Consider the following 17,344-nt stretch of genomic DNA (forward strand, 5'->3'; position numbering starts at 1 on the left):
GTACGCGGCCGAGCGCCGCGCCGCACGAGTCACCGCTCACGCTGTGCGAGCCCCACCGCTCCGGCCCCGTGTCGCCGCGCTGACGACGGTAGATCCGGGAGCGGACGGGGACGGACGGTCCCCCGTGCCGCATCGGCCTCACATCAGGACATCGGCGGGCGGACGCCCGCGTGCCGCGGACGTACCGGGGCGCGCGCAGGCGACGCGGTGTCCCGATCCGAGGGGTTCATGGCCCGCCGGCCCGCCATCGGCCCCGCGGGAAAACCCGCTCCAGCTCTTGAGGCCGCGCATCCGCGGCCGTGGATCCGTCCCGGGGAGAAGACATGACCGACCGAGATCCGGTGGACGCCACGCGGCAGCCGCCACCCGTCCTGTACGACCTGGCGCTCCTGCAGGGCGAGTTGCCGGCACGGCACCGTCTGTCGCTGTACGACTGCCTGATCCTCGGTGCCCTCGCGGGAGCCGAGGGCCGGGCCGTGCCCGTCGTACGGCTGACCGCGTTCCTCCGGGAACCGGCGACCCGGATGTCCTCCCAGCTGAGGGGCCTGGAGGCGGCAGGACTGATCGAACGCCACCGCCGGGACAGGGATCACAGGAGGGTCGAGGTGACCCTGACCGACGCGGGACGTGCCGCGTTCGCCGACGCGGAACGGACCGCGCGGGAGCTGTTGCGCGCGCATCTCGCCCGGTGACCGCCGCACGCCCGGCGGCCGGACGGCCGGGCCCGCGCCGAGAGGTGCGGGTCCGGCCGCGCGCACCGGGCCGCGGCCGTCGACGCGACGCCGGAGGCCCGGTGCCTCAACCGGCCGCCACCTCGGCCTGATCCGGCCAGCTGCTCGTGATGACCTTGCCGCGCGTGTAGAAGTGCACCGCTTCGCCGCCGTACATCCGGTGGTCGCCGAAGGCCGAGTCCTTCCAGCCCCCGAACGAGTGGTAGCCCACCGGCACCGGCATCGGCACGTTCACACCGACCATGCCGGTCTCGACCTCGAGTTGGAACCGGCGGGCCGCGCCGCCGTCGCGGGTGAAGATCGAGCTCGCGTTGCCGAACGGGGAATCGTTGACGATGCGTACGGCCTCCGCGTAGCTCTCCGCGCGGACCACGCACAGCACGGGGCCGAAGATCTCGTTCCGGTAGGCGTCGGAGTCGGTGCGGACCCTGTCGAGGAGCGAGATGCCCATCCAGTGCCCGTTCCCGAGGCCCTCGACGGTGAAGTCCCTCCCGTCGAGCACCACATCGGCTCCCTGGGCGGCCGCGCCCGCGACGTAGTCCGCGACATCGTCGCGGTGTGCCTTCGTGACGAGCGGGCCCATCTGGGACGCCGGGTCGTCGCCCGGGCCGATCCTGACCCTCCCGGCCCGCTCGACGATCCGGGGCACCAGCGCGTCGCCGGCCGCCCCGACCGCGACCACCACGGAGACCGCCATGCAGCGCTGGCCCGCCGAGCCGTAGGCGGCGGTCACGGCGGCCTCGGCGGCCGCGTCGAGGTCGGCGTCGGGGAGGACCACCATGTGGTTCTTCGCGCCGCCGAGAGCCTGCACACGCTTGCCCGTCGCGGCCGCCCTGCGGTACACGTGCCGGGCGACCGGCGTGGAGCCGACGAACGAGACCGCCGCCACGTCCGGATGGTCGAGCAGCGCGTTCACCGCGACCTCGTCGCCGTGCACGATGTTGAGGACGCCGTCCGGAACGCCGGCCTCCGCCGCCAGCTCCGCGAGGAGCATCGACGCGGACGGGGCCTTGCTGCTCGGCTTGTGGACGAAGGTGTTCCCGCAGGCGATCGCCATCGGGAACATCCACATGCCGATCATCGCGGGGAAGTTGAACGGCGAGATGCCGACGATCACGCCGAGCGGCTGACGTACCGAGACCACGTCGACCAGGCTCGACACCTCCGTGGACGTCTCCCCCTTGAGGGCGGCGCCCAGCCCGCAGGCCAGCTCCACGATCTCCAGGCCGCGGGCCACCTCGCCCAGCGCGTCCGCGTGGACCTTGCCCTGTTCGGCGGTGATCAGCGCGGCGAGGTCCTCGCGGCGCGCGTCCAGCAACTCGCGGTAGCGGAAGAGGATCGCCGTCCGCTGCGCGAGCGAGGACGTGCGCCAGCCCGCGTAGGCGTCCTTCGCCGCCGCGACCGCGGCGGCGACCTCATCGGCGCCGCCCATCGCGACCCGCGTGGTGACCTCTCCGGTCGCAGGGTCGGTCACGGGGCCCCAGGTACCCGAGGCGCCGGCGGCGCCCCCGAAGGGCTTGCCCGCGATCCAGTGGGTGACGGTCTTCATCGGCGGTACTCCTCCAGGGATGACGGCGGCGGGCCGTGAGGGTCGTGTCGTGCACCTCACGGGCCCCGACCGCAGCCCGATGCTCGGCGGCCCCGGGCCGTGGGCCCGGGGGAGCAGGACTGCTGACATCGAAGCTACGTCACCGATCCGCGCGCTCAGGCCCTTCGGAGCCCCACGTCCCGAAGTGCCCGGCTCCTGTCCGGGATCGCCGTGGGGTGGATCACGCCAGGAAGTGCGCCCGGCCTTCCGGTGCGCGGCTGGTTGCGGTGGCCATCGTGGCCGCGGGTCTGCCCCGGCCCGCGCCACCACGCCCCTCACGCCGCAGCCGCCGCACGAGACCGCCGCCTCCGCGGTCCTCAGGCGGCCTGCCGCGGCGGGAGGAAGGCGCCGGCGGTCTCCGGGTCGGGCCACGGCGTGACGGTCTCGCCGGCGACGAGCCAGCCGTAGGCACCGCCTCGCTTCAGACGCAGCTCGTAGAGGAACGGGGCAGCGGTGTCGCTCATGCGGCGGTAGAGGAGCGCGGTCGCGTGCTCGCCCTGGTCCTCGGCGTGCAGGATCCTGTACTCGGTGGACAGGGGTGCCTCGCCCGCCCTGCCCCGGGCGGCGAACTCCGCGAAGACCTCCTTGCGGGGAGCTGCCGCGATGGCACCCTCGGCGGTCGGGAAGAGGATCGCCATGTCGTCCGTGTAGAGCTTCTCCATGGCGTCCATGCGGTAGTTGCTCCCGTCGTGCACGACCCGGGAGATGAACTCCTGCATTTCCGTGGTGATTGCGCTCATGATTGTTCTCCTTCTTCTCGGGTTGCCGGCGCTTGCTCGGGACAAGGCGGCCGGCGGGCGGTGGTGCCGCGACGGGCGTCGTCGCCGACATGGGGTGCGGGGCGAGGTGCGGACCCGAATCCGGCCCGTGTTCACACTGTTGGGCTCCGCGTACGTCGAGAAATCAATGTTCGACGCATACCGAACAACCTAACACGACCGACTTTGACGCCGGCGGGCGATGCGAGCGTGACGGTCCTCTCATCACCGTGCACACACGGTGTCACGTGAAGCCGGGACAGTGGTGCGTGACTCATGCCACCCACACGGAGGTCTCGGCCGACGCGTGTGAGATGTATCGTCGCAAAAGAAGTTCGACAACTGCCGAACATGCTTACCCCCGCGGCTTCCTCCGTGCGGTGAAATCCTGCGCCCACGCCGACTGGCGGCCGAATACTGCGGATCCGCGGCGGCCACCGGGTGAAGCCGCCATGTCTCGCGGCGCATGGAGTGGCTCGATCAGGCGCGCGTACCGCGCATATCCCGGGTTCGCATCACCAGGGCCACGGGTCGGGTCGCGGCCGTACACGCCGGAGATTCCTTGCGGCACCGAAAGACGACGATCGGAGTGAATGACGCATGACGAGTCAAGCGAACAATCTCAGCCGTCGACGACTGCTGTACGCCATGGGCGCCCTGGGCGCGGGAACGGCCGCGGCGGCGATGACCTCCGGCGTCGCCGAGGCCGCCACGGGAACGGGCGCCGCGGCCGCGGCCCCGTCCATGCCGTCGGCGGGCCGCGATGCGGTCGTGCCCATGAGGCTCCACGTGCCGGAACGCATGCTCCGGGACCTCCGGCGCCGGCTGGAGACGACCCGATGGCCGGCCCAGGAGCTGGTGGACGACTGGTCGCAGGGAGCACCGCTGTGGCGGGTCAAGCGACTCGTGGACCACTGGCAGCGGCACTACGACTGGCGCAGGGTGGAGGCGCTGCTCAACGGATTCGGCCAGTACCGCACCGTGATCGACGGCGTCTCCATCCATCTCCTGCACGCCCGGTCACCCCATCGCGACGCGATGCCGATCATGCTCACCCATGGCTGGCCCGGCTCGGTCCTGGAGTTCCGGAAGGTGATCCGGCGCCTGACGCATCCCACCGAATTCGGCGGATCCCCGCGGGACGCGTTCCACGTGGTCACCCCGTCCCTGCCGGGGTTCGGTTTCTCCGATCAGCCGGACGAACTGGGCTGGGGCCGTGTGCGGACGGCCAAGGCCTGGGCCGAGATCATGCCCCGCCTCGGATACGACCACTACCTCTCCCAGGGAGGGGACTGGGGTGCGGCGGTCAATGTCCAACTGGGAGTGCTGCGCCCCAAGGGGCTGCTGGGGATCCATCTGAATTTCCCGCAGATCGTCCCTCCCGATCTCGACGTGAACCACCTGACCCCCGAGGAGCAGGTCGCGATGAGCCAGCTGAACACCCAGCAGAAGAACGAGATCGGGTACCAGCTCGAGATGATGACCCGGCCCCAGACGGTTTCCTATTCTCTGGCGGACTCTCCCGTCGGCCAGGCTGCCTGGATCTACGAGAAATTCGGGATCTGGACCGACAGCGACCGGAATCCGGAGTCGGTTCTCACCATGGACGAAATGCTGGACGACATCACCCTGTATTGGCTGACGAATACAGCGGAATCCGCCGCACGCTTCTACTGGGAGAACTCGGACGTCACCATGAACGCCGTCAGGATCGACGTGCCCATGGGCGTCACACTGTTTCCCAAGGAGTTCTACACGCCGCCGCGCGCCTGGGCCGAGAAGGCATTCTCCAACCTCGTCTACTGGAACAAGGCCGGCAGGGGCGGCCACTTCGCGGCTTTCGAGCAGCCGAAGATCTTCGCGGAGGAAGTACGCAGGTTCGGCAGGCTGTTCCGCTGACGACGCGCGGCACCGCCGGGGCGGCCCGCTACGGAAGACGATGGGCCGCCCGGGCGGTCGACGGGCCGAGCGCCACGCCTGGAGCCGCGCATCAGGGTGCGCCTGTGCGGAAGCTTGTGCCATGTCTCACCATTCGAGTCACAACGTCCCCCTCATGTTATGTTCGAAGTTCGTAGAACATCAAACATTGGAGAACCACCATGTCCAGCCCCTCGAACCCGCCCTTCTCCGGCCACGTCGCGATCGTCACGGGAGCCGGTTCCGGTATCGGCCGCGCGACGGCGATCGCCCTGGCGCAGGCGGGGGCGAACGTGCTCGGCGTCGGCCGCCGGAGGGACGCCCTCGACGAGACCGCCCGGGCGCACGCGAACATCGAAGTCCTCTCCGTCAACCTCGTCGAGGACGGCGCCCCCGCCCAGGTCGTCGGCACCGCCGTCGAGCGCTGGGGACGACTGGACCTGCTGGTGAACAACGCCGGCGGCACGGCCGTCATGCCGCTGGCCGAGGCGGACAAGCAGGTGATCGCGGACCTCTTCCACCTCAACGTCGTGGTCCCGAGCATGCTCGCCCACGAAGCCCTGCCGCACCTGCGCACGTCGTCCGGCAGCATCGTCAACGTGTCCAGCACCTACGGGCACCGCCCCATGGCCGGCGGTTCGCACTACTCGGCCACCAAGGCCGCGATCGAGCAGATGACCCGCAGCTGGGCCCTCGAACTCGCCGCCGACGGCATCCGCGTCAACTGCGTCGCCCCCGGGCCCACCAGGACCGACGTCATGCTCGCCGCCGGACTCACGCCCGAGGCGGTCAACGACATGTACGCCTACGAGCAGGCCCGCATCCCCACCCACCGCATCGCGGACGTCGACGACATCGCCCACTGGATCCTGCGCATGGCCGAGCCCGCCGGACGCCAGGCCACCGGCCAGGTCATCACCGTCGACGGCGGCCTCGAACTCATCTGACGCCTGCACCGTCGCGGCTCTGGTGGTGTTCCGGGCGCAGCCCGGGGCTCGTCGGCGGAGCATCCGCGGAAAAGACTCGGGCGGTGGTGTCGAGAACCCGCGGCCGGCTCCGTCCCCGTGGTGAAGGCGGCCACAATGGGGTCGCACCGGCACCAAGGAGAGCCACGATGGCCAAGTACCTGCTGCTCAAGCACTACCGCGGCGCACCGGCGGCGGTGAACGACGCACCCATGGACCAGTGGACCCCCCAGGAGATCACCGACCACATCCAGTACATGCACGACTTCGCCGCCCGACTGGAGAAGACCGGAGAGTTCGTCGACGCCCAGGCCCTCGCCCCCGAAGGCACCTGGGTCCGCTACGACGGCGAAGGCCGCCCACCCGTCACCGACGGCCCCTTCGCCGAGACCAAGGACCTCATCGCCGGCTGGATGATCATCGACGTCGACACCCACCCACGCGCCCTCGAACTCGCCGCAGAACTCTCCGCAGCCCCCGGCGCCGGCGGCAAGCCCATCCACGAATGGCTCGAACTCCGCCCCCTCCTCACCACCCCACCCACCACCACCGAATGACCACTCCCATCGACGAGGCCCGGATCCGCGGCCTCACGCCCGGCGTCCTCACCGTCCTCGTCCGCCGCGGAGCCGACTTCGCGGCGGCCGAGGACGCCGTCCAGGACGCGCTGGTCGAGGCCGTCCGGGTCTGGCCGGCCGACCCGCCGAGGGACCCGAAAGGCTGGCTGGTCACCGTGGCGTGGCGCAGGTTCCTGGACGCGACGCGCTCGGACACCGCCCGCCGCAGGCGTGAGGACCTCTTCGACCAGGAACCGGCGCCCGGGCCGACGCCCTCGACGGACGACACGCTCCAGCTGTACTTCCTGTGCGCCCACCCGTCGCTGACGCCGTCGTCCGCGGTCGCGCTCACGCTGCGCGCCGTGGGCGGGCTGACCACCCGCCAGATCGCCCAGGCGTACCTGGTGCCCGAGGCGACCATGGCGCAGCGCATCAGCCGCGCCAAGCGCACCGTCTCCGGCGTGCGGTTCGACCAGCCCGGTGACGTCGCGACCGTGCTGCGCGTCCTCTACCTGGTCTTCAACGAGGGCTACTCCGGTGACGTCGACCTCGTCGCCGAGGCCATCCGCCTCACCCGGCGCCTCGCGGCCGCGATCGACCATCCCGAAGTGGCGGGGCTGCTCGCCCTCATGCTGCTCCACCACGCGAGGCGCGCCGCCCGCACCGCGCCAGACGGCAGCCTGGTGCCGCTCGCGCAGCAGGACCGCGGCCGGTGGGATACCTCGGCGATCGCCGAGGGGATCGGCATCCTGCAGGCGGCACTCGCTCGCGACCGGCTGGGCGAGTTCCAGGCACAGGCCGCCGTCGCGGCGCTGCACGCCGACGCGCCCACCGCCGAGGAGACCGACTGGGCGCAGATCGTCGAGTGGTACGACGAGTTGGCGCGCCTGACCGACAGCCCCGTCGTCCGGCTCAACCGCGCGGTGGCCGTCGGCGAGGCCGACGGGCCGCGCGCCGGTCTGGCGGCGCTCGCGGCACTTGACGGCTCTCTGCCCCGGTACGCCGCGGTCGCGGCCCACCTGCACGAGCGCGACGGTGACCTGGCCGCGGCGGCACGGCTGTACGCCGAGGCGGCCCGGAAGGCGCCCAACCTGGCGGAGCGCGACCACCTGACCCGCCAGGCCGCCCGCCTCAACTCCCGCCGGCACCCCTGAGGATGGTCGGGGCGCCGAACGCCCGCCGCCGACGCGACCGGCGGTGGGGGGCCCTGCCCCTCCCAGGAGCGCCGGTCCCGGGCACGGCACGGCCTCCCACCGGGCGTCCGCCACGGGCAGAATGCTGGGTGCCGAACGGTCACCCACGAGGAACGTGAGAACGTGAGCTCTGCATCGCCGCTGGACGTGGCACGTGACTTCTGCGCCGGCTTCGGCCCCACCTACGAGGATGCCGTCGCCACCTGCAGGAAGCTCCTCCACACCGACGTCAGCTGGCGGTCGGTCACCTCCGACGACCGCCCCGTGGAGAGCCTCGCCGCGGTGCTGGACGACCTGCGCCGGGCCCGGGAGATCATGGGGGCCGAGGGCTTCGGCATCGACGTCCACCGCATCCGGGCCGACGGCGACCTCGTCCTCATGCGGCGGACCGACACCGTCCTGGACGCCGAGGGCGACCTGCTGCACACGCTCGACGTGATGTCGATGCTCCGTGTCGTGGACGGAAAGATCGTGTGGTCCAGGGAGTGCTTCTTCGACTCCCGGACGTTCGACGAGGCCTGGGGCGCCTGACACCGGCGGCTGCCGGCCGTGCGCGCACGGACCGGGCCCCGAGCCCGGAGTCGGGATGAATCTCGGCCGACATGGGCGCACTCTGGAGAGAGGCCTCGTTCCGCAGGTGCCGAACGGCCCCGGGGACGGGAATGTGGTCGCCGGCCGCCGCCACGCAATCGGGTCTCGGCCGGGGCCGCCCGCGGGAGTTCGCAGGCCCCGGTAGGCCGAGGGCCGTTGTGCCGCCTCGTTCCGGACGCCGTCGAAGGTCTCTCCAGTACCCAGGCGCCGGACCGGCACCGGGCCCCGTGACAGGTACCGATCACGCACGGAAGGACACGCATCATGAGTCGCAGGACACTGATCGCGGCCGTGGCCGCTGCCGCCGCTCTGGCCGGAACGGCGGGCACGGCGACGAGCGCCGTCGCCGCCGACCACCCGCAGAGCACGGTCTCCGTGGTCGCCGACGACGGCGATGACGGCGGAGACGACGACGGAGACGACGACGGAGACGACGACGGAGACGACGGAGGCGGCGGCTACTGAGAGACGATGGTGTCGGTGTCTCCCGCAGCCGACGGCTCGGGCCCCACCGCACGCTCAACAGGCCCTCTCCCGGCCGACGGACCCACCCGCTGACCTTCGAGGTCCCACCGCCGACCGCGGGTCCCCACCGCCGCTCCACGGCGGCGGGGACCCGCTCGCGGACCTGAACGGCCCCGGGCCGGCACCGAGACGGGGCGAGGGACGTCCCGGTGCGGTCGGTCACGTCAGGAACTCGACGTACCCGTCCGTTCCGTGCACGCGGATCCGCTGCCCGTCCAGGATCAGCCGCGTGGCCCGCTCCACTCCCACGACGGCAGGCAGACCGTACTCCCGGGCGATCACGGCGCCATGGGTCATCAGGCCGCCCACCTCCGTCACCAGACCCGCGATTCCGACGAACAGCGGCGACCAACTCGGGTCCGTGAAGGTCGTGACCAGGATGTCGCCCGCCTCCAGGTCGGCCTCGGCCATGTCGAGGATGACGCGGGCCCTGCCCTCGACGGCCCCCGCGGAGACGGGCAGGCCGACCAGGGCGCCGTCCGGCACGTCGTCGCGCCGGTACGCCCCCATGAGGGCCTCGCCGTCCGAGGTGAGCACCCGGGGCGTCGTGAGCGCCTCGTACGACCGGAAGGCGTCCTTGCGCTGCCGGACGAGCTCTGCGTCCACCCGGTTCGAGCGCACGACGTCGTGGAACTCCTGGAAGGTGAGGTGGAAGACGTCCTCCTTCTCGGGGAGCACGCCGGTCCGCACGAGGCGTTCGGCTTCCGCCATCAGGGCCTGCTTGTAGACGAAGTAGCGGCTGACGATGCCGTACTTCGGATACTCCCGGTACCCGATGAAGGTGCGGACCCGGTCGATCATCCGCTTGGTCTCGTCGGCCTTGCGATCCCCGTCCGGCAGGTCCCGCAGGCGTGACAGCACCTCCTGTTCCTTCTCCCGCGCCTTCCGCCGCCCTTGCTCGAAGCGCCGCCCGGCGGCGCCAGGCTCGAAGTTCCTGACGTTGTCGAGGATCGCGGGCACGAGCGCGCTGGGACGCTCGCGCCAACGCGGCCTCGTGATGTCGATCTCGGCGACGCAGCGCATGCCGTAGCGGTCGAGGTACGCGTCGATGGCCTCGCGCGCCTCGGGCCCGCCCGCGAGCTTCGCCAGCCCGTCCAGGAAACCCTCGTCCTCCACGCCCTCCAGGAACGCCACCACCTCCGCGTGCGGGCGGATCGCGTCCGCGACGTCGAGCAGCGCCAGCCCCATCTCCGACGTGATGTTGTCGGGGGCGGACAGCGTCAGCGTGTCAGCCGCGTTCTTCTCCCCCAGCCACTCCAGCAGCTTGTCGTTGAGCCACCACGTGGCCTCCATCCCCGCCATGATCGCCTGCATGTTCAGCGGGTCGCCGAGGACCCGCTTGTGCTCCTCGAAGGCCTCCAGCAGGAAGTCGAACAGCGCCGGTCCGGTCTTCGACCGGATGTCGCGCTCCAGGGCGGCGATCGACACCCGGCTGCGCTCGATCAGCTCGCGGACGACGGCCGGATCCGTCTCGATCGGAGCGGGCGCGCCTCCGGCCGGTACGCCCCCGGCCTGCGGCCCGACGGGGCCCGCGTCCGGGAGTGGCGGGATGAAGTCGTCGCGGTCGAGGACGGTCTCCAGGGCGTCCCTGACCAGCGGATCGCCCCTCCCCATGACCTCCAGGAGGGCGGCGCGGCTCGCGGGCGAGGCCAGCCGCCGGGTGGCGTCGACGAACAGCCTCCCGCCGGCCGCGTGCATCGGTGCCATGGCCGTCAACTGCCACATGGACAGCCCCAGGGGCTTCATGGCGTCCGTCATCATCTGCTGATGGCCGACGGAGACGTAGACGTGGTTCTCCTGGTCACCGGCCTCGGGGATGGGGAACAACGTGGTGATCGGCCGGCTCTGCACGACCTGGAACGCGTCGTCGACCAGGCACCATTCGATGTCCTGGGGGCGGCCGAAGTGCGCCTCGATGCGCCGCCCGAGCTCCACGAGCCGCACGACCTGCGGATCCGTCAGCGCCGGCTCCTCCTGGCGCCGCTCTTCGACGGCCACTTCCCGGGTGCCGCCCTCCGGCAGGGCGTGAACGGCCCGTTGTTTGGCGGCGATCGCCTTGGCGACGACTTCGCCGTCCCGCACCGTGAAGACGTCCGGGTTGACCAGCCCGGAGACCAAGGCCTCGCCGAGGCCGAAAGCGGCGTCGACGGTGGCGGCCTTCCGGTTGCCCGTGACGGGGTCGGCCGTGAACAGGACGCCGGAAGCGTCCGGAACGACCATCTGCTGCACGACCACGGCCATGTGGACGGTGCGGTGGTCGATGCCGTTCCGCCGGCGGTAGGTCACGGCCCGCTCCGTGAACAGCGAGGCCCAGCAGCGGCTGACGTGCCGCAGGATCGCCGCGGACCCCACCACGTTGAGATACGTGTCCTGTTGTCCGGCGAAGGAGGCCGTCGGCAGGTCCTCCGCCGTCGCGCTCGATCGGACGGCGTAGGCGGCCTCCTCGCCGACACGGGCCAGGGCCCGGGTGATCGCCAACGCGAGATCGTCCGGGATGGCGACCGCCTCGATGGTCCGGCGGATCTGCGCGCTGAGTGTGCGGACCGCCTCCCGGTCGTCCGGGTCCAGGCGCGACAGCTGATCGAGCCGGTCGTCGACCGACGGCGCCTCCGCGATGATCCGCCGGAAGGCGTCCGTCGTCACACAGAAGCCGTCCGGGACGCGGACCCCCTCGATCCGCGACAGCCCGCCCAAGTGCGCGCCCTTGCCGCCGACGAACGCGACGTGCCGTTCGTCGACCTCTTGGAGATCCACCACGTACTGCTCAGTCACTGCGATCCCTCCGAGGCGGCCGTGCCCGCCACCTCCAGCTTCGTCGAACCTCTTGCCGAGCACGTCCCCGGTGCTCCGTACGCCGGCACCCCGCTGGTCCCGGCGTCGGCTGACGATTGTGCGCCGTGACCGGGGCCTTGCGGCAAGCCCCCCAGTGCGCTATAAGTTGAGAGTGGCAAGGAGAGGACTCTCCTTGCCTTTGTTGTTTGCCGTGCGGCCGATCGACGAACGCCGCCGCGCAGGCCGGGCGGCTTCCCCCTGCTCGGCCCTGCGCCCGCGCGGCAGGGCGTGGACGACGCACGCCGCGGCGAGAGCGGTGAGCACGATGAGCCGGCCCCCGGGGCCAGGCCCACCGGGAGCGCGAGGCGGTGACCTGGCCGGCGCGGAGGGCGGGCTCTGGTCGTCGGAGGCGAGCGGCCGCAGGACGACGCCCATGCCCGGTCGTCCGCCGGGCCGGATGCCGTTGACCGTGACGGTGCGCGTGAGGGAGTTGCCGAGCAGGATTTCGGGGAGGCCGACCCCCTGACCGAAGAGGCCTTTCCTGCAGCGGAGTTGACGGACTTTCAGGTGACTGTTGCAAGTGTTCGCGACGGTACAGGTGACGCGCAGGCGCTGCCGCTGCCGGCGGGGTTGAGCGTGCCCTCGTACGTGGCGTGCAGGTCGCCGACCTGCCTCGGCCGCCGGTCGAGGGCCTGGGCACCGATGCCAGAGCTGCCGCCGCCCTGCCGCACCGCGCCATGCTGGAACTGCGTTCGGTGCGCTACGCCGACCGCACGGACCACGTCCCCGTGCTCGGCCTGTGCCGGGCCTTCTCCGGTGCGGGCCGGGCGGTCCTGGCCGCGGGGTCCCGGCGAGGCGGCCGCCGCCGCGAGGCGGCCTTCCGCGGCCTGATCCGGACCTGGACCGACGGGGCCGGTCCGGCCCGCATCGACGTGCCCCGGCCCCCCACGGGGACGCCTTCGCAGGCGGTGCTCGTCATGGCTTCCTGGACGGCGGCCCACACCACGTACGACGTGGAGCACCCGGCACGCGCCCGGCTCCAACTCGCCCTGCCGCCGGGCACGGAGGAGGCCCCGGCAGCGGCGTGGCGGCTGCGTACCGTCGACTGCGCCGGCCCCGAGGTCTTCCGGCTGCGCACCGCCGCCTTCCGGGGCCCGGGCCCCCTCGTACGGTCAGGTCAGCCGGCCGGGGCCGGCGGCCTCGACCTGCACGAGGGGGCCCTGCACGTCGTCGCCGGCGACGGCTGGAGCCCGCCGCTGGACTGACGGCGGTGGCGCCGGTCACTTCGTGGCGTAGACCGCCGTGTAACCACCGATGAGGGGGCGGGCGCTGGTCTGGGCGAACCCGGCCTCCGTCAGCCACCGCGTCGCGTCCGCGACGGTGTACTCCGAGCCTCCCTCCGTGTCGATGAGCATGTTCAGCGAGAGCATGAAGCCGTAGGTGTTGTGGCGCCGGTCGTCGTCGATCATGGCGTCGTAGACGATCAGGGTGCCGCCCTCGGGCAGGGCGTCGTAGGCCTTGCGAAGGAGGAACTGCCGCTGCTCGACGTTCCAGTCGTGGAGGATCTGGCCCATGACGTAGACGTCCGCCGGAGGGAGCGGGTCGGAGAAGAAGTCGCCCCCCTGGAAGGAGAGCCGGCCGGAGAGGCCGTGCGCGGCGACGAACTCGTCGAACGCCGGGCGCACCGGGGGAAGTTCGAAGACGGTTCCGGTCATCTCGGGGTGGGATCGCAGCACCGCCGCGGGCACGGCCCCCAGTGCGCCGCCGAGGTCGGCCACGTGCCGGCGGCCGGTCCAGTCGAAGTCGGCGGCGAGCGCTGCGGCGAGGGGGGTGCTGACGCCGTTCATGCCGTTGAGGAAGTTGCGCCAGGCGGTGGGGTCCTGGCTGAGCGTCGCGAAGAACGGAGCCCCGGTGTGGGTGACTTCGTTCTGCTGGATGCCCGTGCGCAGGGCGTCGGTGAGGTTGTCCCAGAAGCCGAAGAGGCGGGCGTCGGCCATCTCCAGGATTCCGCCGACATAGGAGGGCTTGGCCCGGTCCAGGAAGAGGTCCGCCGCGGGGCTGTTGCGGTAGACGCCGTCGTCGTCGCGGTTCAGCAGTCCCAGCGACACCAGGGCGTCGAGGAAGTCCGCGGAGGACCTCGGGTGGAGGCCCACCTCGCCGGCGAGGGACGCGCCGTCCCGGCCGCCGGCCGCCAGGACGGTGAAGATCTGCAACTCCACCGCGCTCAGCAGGGTCTTCGAAGCCATGAACCCCAGGCCCAGCTGAAGGATCGGCTCAGGTGTGATCGGTTCGCCGACGGTCATAGGTGTCTCCATTCGTTCGGCAACGGATTCTCGGGTCGGTCAGGTGCGGCAGCCGCGAGGGTCGCCTCGCAGACGGGGTGCTCAGAGGGTCTTGACCTGGCCGCCGTCGATGACCACCTCGGCGCCGGTGATGTTCCCCGCCGCCGGCGAGGCCAGGAACAGGACGAGGTCGGCGACCTCCTGCGGCTCGGTGATCCGGCCCGAGGTGATGCCCATGCTCTGGGGCACGACGACGTCCAGGGCCTCCTGGGCCGTGGTTCCGGCGGCCGCGGCGGTGGCGTCCGCGAAGGCGCCCGGGGCCGTCCAGAACGGGGTGCGGACCGGGCCGGGAGAGATCGTGTTGACCCGGACGCCCTTCGGCCCGAACTCCTCGGACAGCGACTTGCCGAAGTTGTGCAGCGCGGCCTTGGCCGCCGAGTAGTCCACGACCATCGGGAAGGGCAACCGGGCGTTGATGGAGCCGATGTTGACGATCGCCGCGCCCTCGGCGCCGACCAGATGGGGCAGTGCGGCGCGGCTGGCGCGGACGGCGCTGAAGAAGGTCAGGTCGAAGATCCGCTGCCAGTCGGCGTCGCCGATCTCCAGGAACCCGCCGCGCGGTTCGGCGGCCCCGACGTTGTTGACGAGGATGTCGATCCGGTGGTGACGCTCCGCGGCATGGCGGACCAGCGTCTCGGCCCCGTCGGGGGTCGCAAGGTCGACGGGCACGACCGTGACGTCGTACTCGGCCGCCAGCGCGTCGAGTTCGGGCGTTGAGGCGCGGCTGCCGGCGACGACGCGGACGCCTTCGCGGGCCATCGCCTCGACGACGGCCAGACCGATGCCCTTGCTCGCGCCGGTGACGACGGCGACCTTGTCCTTGAGATGGAGTTCCATGACAATCCTTTTTGGAGTAATCGATACAGAATCACGACGTGCGAAGGCCCGGCCCGGTCGTCGCGCCCGGGATCGGCCCGCCCGCGGTCAGTCCAGGGCGCGCATCGCCACGGCGAGGGCGTCCTCGACGAAGGAGCGCCCGAGCCGGGCTCTGCCCACGACCCGGAGCCCCCGGACGAATGTGGTCAGAAAGCGGGCGAGCTCGACCGGGTCCTTGCCCGGCGGCAGATCGCCCCGCGACTTCGCCCGGTCCAGGGCGCCCGCGAGCGCCGACTCGACCCGGCACAGGGCCGCGACGGCCCGCTCGGCCACCGAGGGCCCGGCACCGTCGCCGCCGGCCTCGCCGGCCTCGCCCGCCGCGCCGGAGCCCCGCGACGGGTCCGCCCGATCGGCCTCGATCATGGCGACGAGAACCTCACGCACGGCGGGCCGGATCTCGGCCGCGTGCTCGAGGATCTTCACCGGGTCCTCCACCTGGAGGGCGGAGCAACGTTCGAGGGCGCAGAGAGAGAACTGCTCCTTCGAACCGAAGGCCGCGTAGAAGCCGAGGCTTCCGATCGACAGCACGCCGAGGAGGTCCTGCAGGGAGGTGCCGGTGTAGCCGCGCCGCCAGAACAGGTCCATCGCCCTGTCGACCGACCGGTCGACGTCGAAATCCCCGTTCCGTCCCATGTCGGAAGCCTAACACGATTGTGGATTGCCCAATAAAGTATGCGGGAGTGCGACCGAAGGACCGGCTCTGACCTGCGGCGATCGAGCTTCCCCGTAGAGAGGGGCGCGGGGCGCGAGCCCTGTGCGGCCGGGCATCGACGCGCGCCCCGAATCCGCCGCCGCGAACCCGCCGGCGCGTATCACGCGTATCACGCGTATCACGCGTATCACGCGTACCGCGCCTACCGCAGCGCTACGCGCACGCGGTGACCGGGGTCAGAGGGAGGCCAGCCAGGCCGCGGTCTCCTCGGGGCGGCCGAAGCGGTGGGTGTCCAGGGGCGCGAAGCGGGGATCGCCGATGCGGCGTTCGATCTCGCGACGACGGCCCGCGTGCTGGGACCATGCCCACCAGGCCGGATGCTCCCGGCTGAGCCAGCCGGTCCAGGATTCCCGGTTGCCCCCGAAGAGCGCCTCGCGGGTGACGGTGCGCCGTACGGACCGGCGTAGGACGCGGGGCATGACGACGCGCCGGGGGTAGTCCAGCCACACCACGGTGTCGGCACGCCCCCACAGCAGATCGCGGACCTCGGGGTAGCCGAGGGAGTCCACGACCCAGCGGCGACCGGCGGCGATCCTCGCCACGTCCTCGGAGAACGCGCCGTTCACCGCCCAGCCGGGGCCGTTGAAGTACAGCCCGTCCATCTCGTGGTAGGGCACGCCCAGTCGACCACCCAACGCACGCGCGAGCGTGGACTTGCCCGCACCCGTGACGCCCACCACCAAGATCCGCTCCACGAGCGTGCACCCTATCCCCGGTCACCGCGGCGCAGACAGCGGTTAATGCTTTGCTCCGGTACCGCCCATTCCTGATCATGGGCCGGATGCGATGCCTTCCCGCCACCGCGGACCCCACCGCCCTCGACCGCGCCGCCGCGTACCCCGCCGACGGTCCGGTCGCCGCCCTGACCGCCGAACGCGTGCACGAGGAACTGGCCGCCGACCGGTTCCGCCCGGAGTGGACCTGGCTCGCCGAGGACGAGGACGGACAGGTCCTCGCCCGCGCCCTCTGGTGGGGGCGCGCCGACAGTGAGCGGCCGATCGCCCTCGACTGCCTCCAGGTACGTTCCACGGTCGCCGATCCGGTCGCCGTCGCCACCGCGCTCCTCGACGCCGGGCACGCCGCCTTCGGCACGCGCCCCCTGTACAACCTGTCCCTCCCCGCGGACTGGCAGAGCCACCCGGCACTGACCGAGGCGGTCGCCTGGCGGCGTGAAGCAGCCCTGCGCACGGGGCTGGGCCGGGAGATCCAGCGACTGCGCTACGAGTGGACACCGGCGGCCGGACTGCCCGCGGCGGGCGGCCGGCTGACGTTCCGCGCGGGCGGCGACGAGGAGTTCCTGGAGGCCTTCGTCCGGGTGTCGGCCGGGAGCCTCGACCAAGCGACCCTCGACGAACTGCGCACGAAGGACGCGGGGCAACTGGCCGAGGAGGACCTGCGGTTCTACCTGGACTGCCCCGGTGAGCGCTCCTGGTGGCGGCTCGCGGAACTCCCCGGCGGCGCCCTCGCCGGTCTGGCAGTCCCCTCCGCGACACCGTACAACCGCAACGTCGGCTACCTCGGCGTCGTACCCGAACTGCGCGGCCGGGGCCTGATCGACGAGATCCTCGCCGAGATCACCCGCTTCCACGCCTCCGAAGGCGCCGAGCGCATCACGGCGACGACGGACACCACGAACGCCCCGATGGCCGCCGCCTTCGACCGCGCCGGCTACAAGGTGACGGAGATCCGCATGGTGCTGGAGGCTCCCGGGAACGCGTGACCCGACGACGGGGCGCCGGTCGGGACGCCGTGTCCGCTTGCCGCCCGCCGTCGCGTCCGGAGTCCCGGGGGGCATTTAGCACAACTGTGCGTGCGCC

General features: G+C 71.8%; 16 protein-coding genes. 9 read left to right on the forward strand and 7 right to left on the reverse strand.

The genetic code is table 11. The features are described 5' to 3' along the window. Positions 1-323 precede the first annotated feature (323 nt). The gene (locus PV342_RS09420; protein WP_400808751.1) at positions 324-692 is read left to right on the forward strand and encodes a MarR family transcriptional regulator; all 369 of its coding nucleotides are present in this window, start codon (positions 324-326) and stop codon (positions 690-692) included. A 106-nt stretch (positions 693-798) separates the two neighbouring features. On the opposite strand, the gene mmsA is transcribed toward PV342_RS09420, so the two are convergent. Together mmsA and PV342_RS09430 are read right to left on the reverse strand one after the other, a co-directional pair. Next, positions 799-2,280 carry a CoA-acylating methylmalonate-semialdehyde dehydrogenase gene (gene mmsA / locus PV342_RS09425; RefSeq protein ID WP_400808748.1) on the reverse strand — a complete coding sequence of 494 codons (1,482 nt, stop codon included), beginning with the start codon at positions 2,278-2,280 and terminating at the stop codon, positions 799-801. Positions 2,281-2,636: 356 nt separating this feature from the next. Beyond that, a complete protein-coding gene (locus PV342_RS09430) occupies positions 2,637-3,059 on the reverse strand; it encodes a hypothetical protein (RefSeq protein WP_361009812.1) in 423 nt (140 codons plus the stop codon). Positions 3,060-3,677: 618 nt separating this feature from the next. Between PV342_RS09430 and PV342_RS09435 the strand changes: the two genes are divergently transcribed. The 6 genes from PV342_RS09435 (at position 3,678) to PV342_RS09460 (ending at position 8,765) form a co-directional block, all read left to right on the forward strand. Further along, positions 3,678-4,976 carry an epoxide hydrolase family protein gene (locus tag PV342_RS09435; protein WP_500316556.1) on the forward strand — a complete coding sequence of 433 codons (1,299 nt, stop codon included), beginning with the start codon at positions 3,678-3,680 and terminating at the stop codon, positions 4,974-4,976. Positions 4,977-5,176: 200 nt separating this feature from the next. Further along, complete coding sequence (locus tag PV342_RS09440) at positions 5,177-5,941, forward strand: SDR family NAD(P)-dependent oxidoreductase (protein WP_386997883.1); 765 nt, start codon at positions 5,177-5,179, stop codon at positions 5,939-5,941. Between the two features lie 167 nt (positions 5,942-6,108). Next, positions 6,109-6,516, forward strand: a complete 408-nt coding sequence (locus PV342_RS09445) for a YciI family protein (RefSeq protein ID WP_018560820.1) — start codon at positions 6,109-6,111, stop codon at positions 6,514-6,516. A gap of 8 nt (positions 6,517-6,524) precedes the next feature. Next, complete coding sequence (locus tag PV342_RS09450) at positions 6,525-7,670, forward strand: RNA polymerase sigma factor (RefSeq protein WP_400804167.1); 1,146 nt, start codon at positions 6,525-6,527, stop codon at positions 7,668-7,670. A 162-nt stretch (positions 7,671-7,832) separates the two neighbouring features. Further along, complete coding sequence (locus PV342_RS09455) at positions 7,833-8,240, forward strand: nuclear transport factor 2 family protein (RefSeq protein ID WP_400803820.1); 408 nt, start codon at positions 7,833-7,835, stop codon at positions 8,238-8,240. A 324-nt stretch (positions 8,241-8,564) separates the two neighbouring features. Then, entirely contained in the window at positions 8,565-8,765 is a 201-nt protein-coding gene (locus tag PV342_RS09460) for a hypothetical protein (protein ID WP_500316559.1), read from the forward strand. A 219-nt stretch (positions 8,766-8,984) separates the two neighbouring features. On the opposite strand, the gene rph is transcribed toward PV342_RS09460, so the two are convergent. Further along, positions 8,985-11,597, reverse strand: a complete 2,613-nt coding sequence (gene rph / locus PV342_RS09465; protein ID WP_500316561.1) for a rifamycin-inactivating phosphotransferase — start codon at positions 11,595-11,597, stop codon at positions 8,985-8,987. A gap of 653 nt (positions 11,598-12,250) precedes the next feature. Here rph and PV342_RS09470 point away from each other — a divergent pair. Next, entirely contained in the window at positions 12,251-12,862 is a 612-nt protein-coding gene (locus PV342_RS09470; protein ID WP_500316563.1) for a hypothetical protein, read from the forward strand. Between the two features lie 15 nt (positions 12,863-12,877). Here PV342_RS09470 and PV342_RS09475 read toward each other — a convergent pair whose 3' ends face one another. From PV342_RS09475 to PV342_RS09490, 4 genes are all read right to left on the reverse strand, one after another. Then, positions 12,878-13,900, reverse strand: coding sequence for a methyltransferase (locus PV342_RS09475; protein WP_500316564.1), 1,023 nt, complete (start codon positions 13,898-13,900; stop codon positions 12,878-12,880). Positions 13,901-13,981: 81 nt separating this feature from the next. After that, entirely contained in the window at positions 13,982-14,776 is a 795-nt protein-coding gene (locus tag PV342_RS09480; protein WP_018560826.1) for an SDR family NAD(P)-dependent oxidoreductase, read from the reverse strand. Positions 14,777-14,863: 87 nt separating this feature from the next. Next, complete coding sequence (locus tag PV342_RS09485) at positions 14,864-15,448, reverse strand: TetR/AcrR family transcriptional regulator (RefSeq protein ID WP_500316566.1); 585 nt, start codon at positions 15,446-15,448, stop codon at positions 14,864-14,866. Positions 15,449-15,703: 255 nt separating this feature from the next. Then, positions 15,704-16,222, reverse strand: coding sequence for a P-loop NTPase family protein (locus PV342_RS09490; RefSeq protein ID WP_500316568.1), 519 nt, complete (start codon positions 16,220-16,222; stop codon positions 15,704-15,706). 86 nt (positions 16,223-16,308) lie between these two features. On the opposite strand from PV342_RS09490, the gene PV342_RS09495 reads away from it, so the two are divergent. Beyond that, positions 16,309-17,247, forward strand: coding sequence for a GNAT family N-acetyltransferase (locus PV342_RS09495; protein WP_400803841.1), 939 nt, complete (start codon positions 16,309-16,311; stop codon positions 17,245-17,247). Positions 17,248-17,344 lie beyond the last annotated feature (97 nt).

The organism is Streptomyces sp. PA03-3a (assembly GCF_033792735.1).
GTDB lineage: Bacteria > Actinomycetota > Actinomycetes > Streptomycetales > Streptomycetaceae > Actinacidiphila.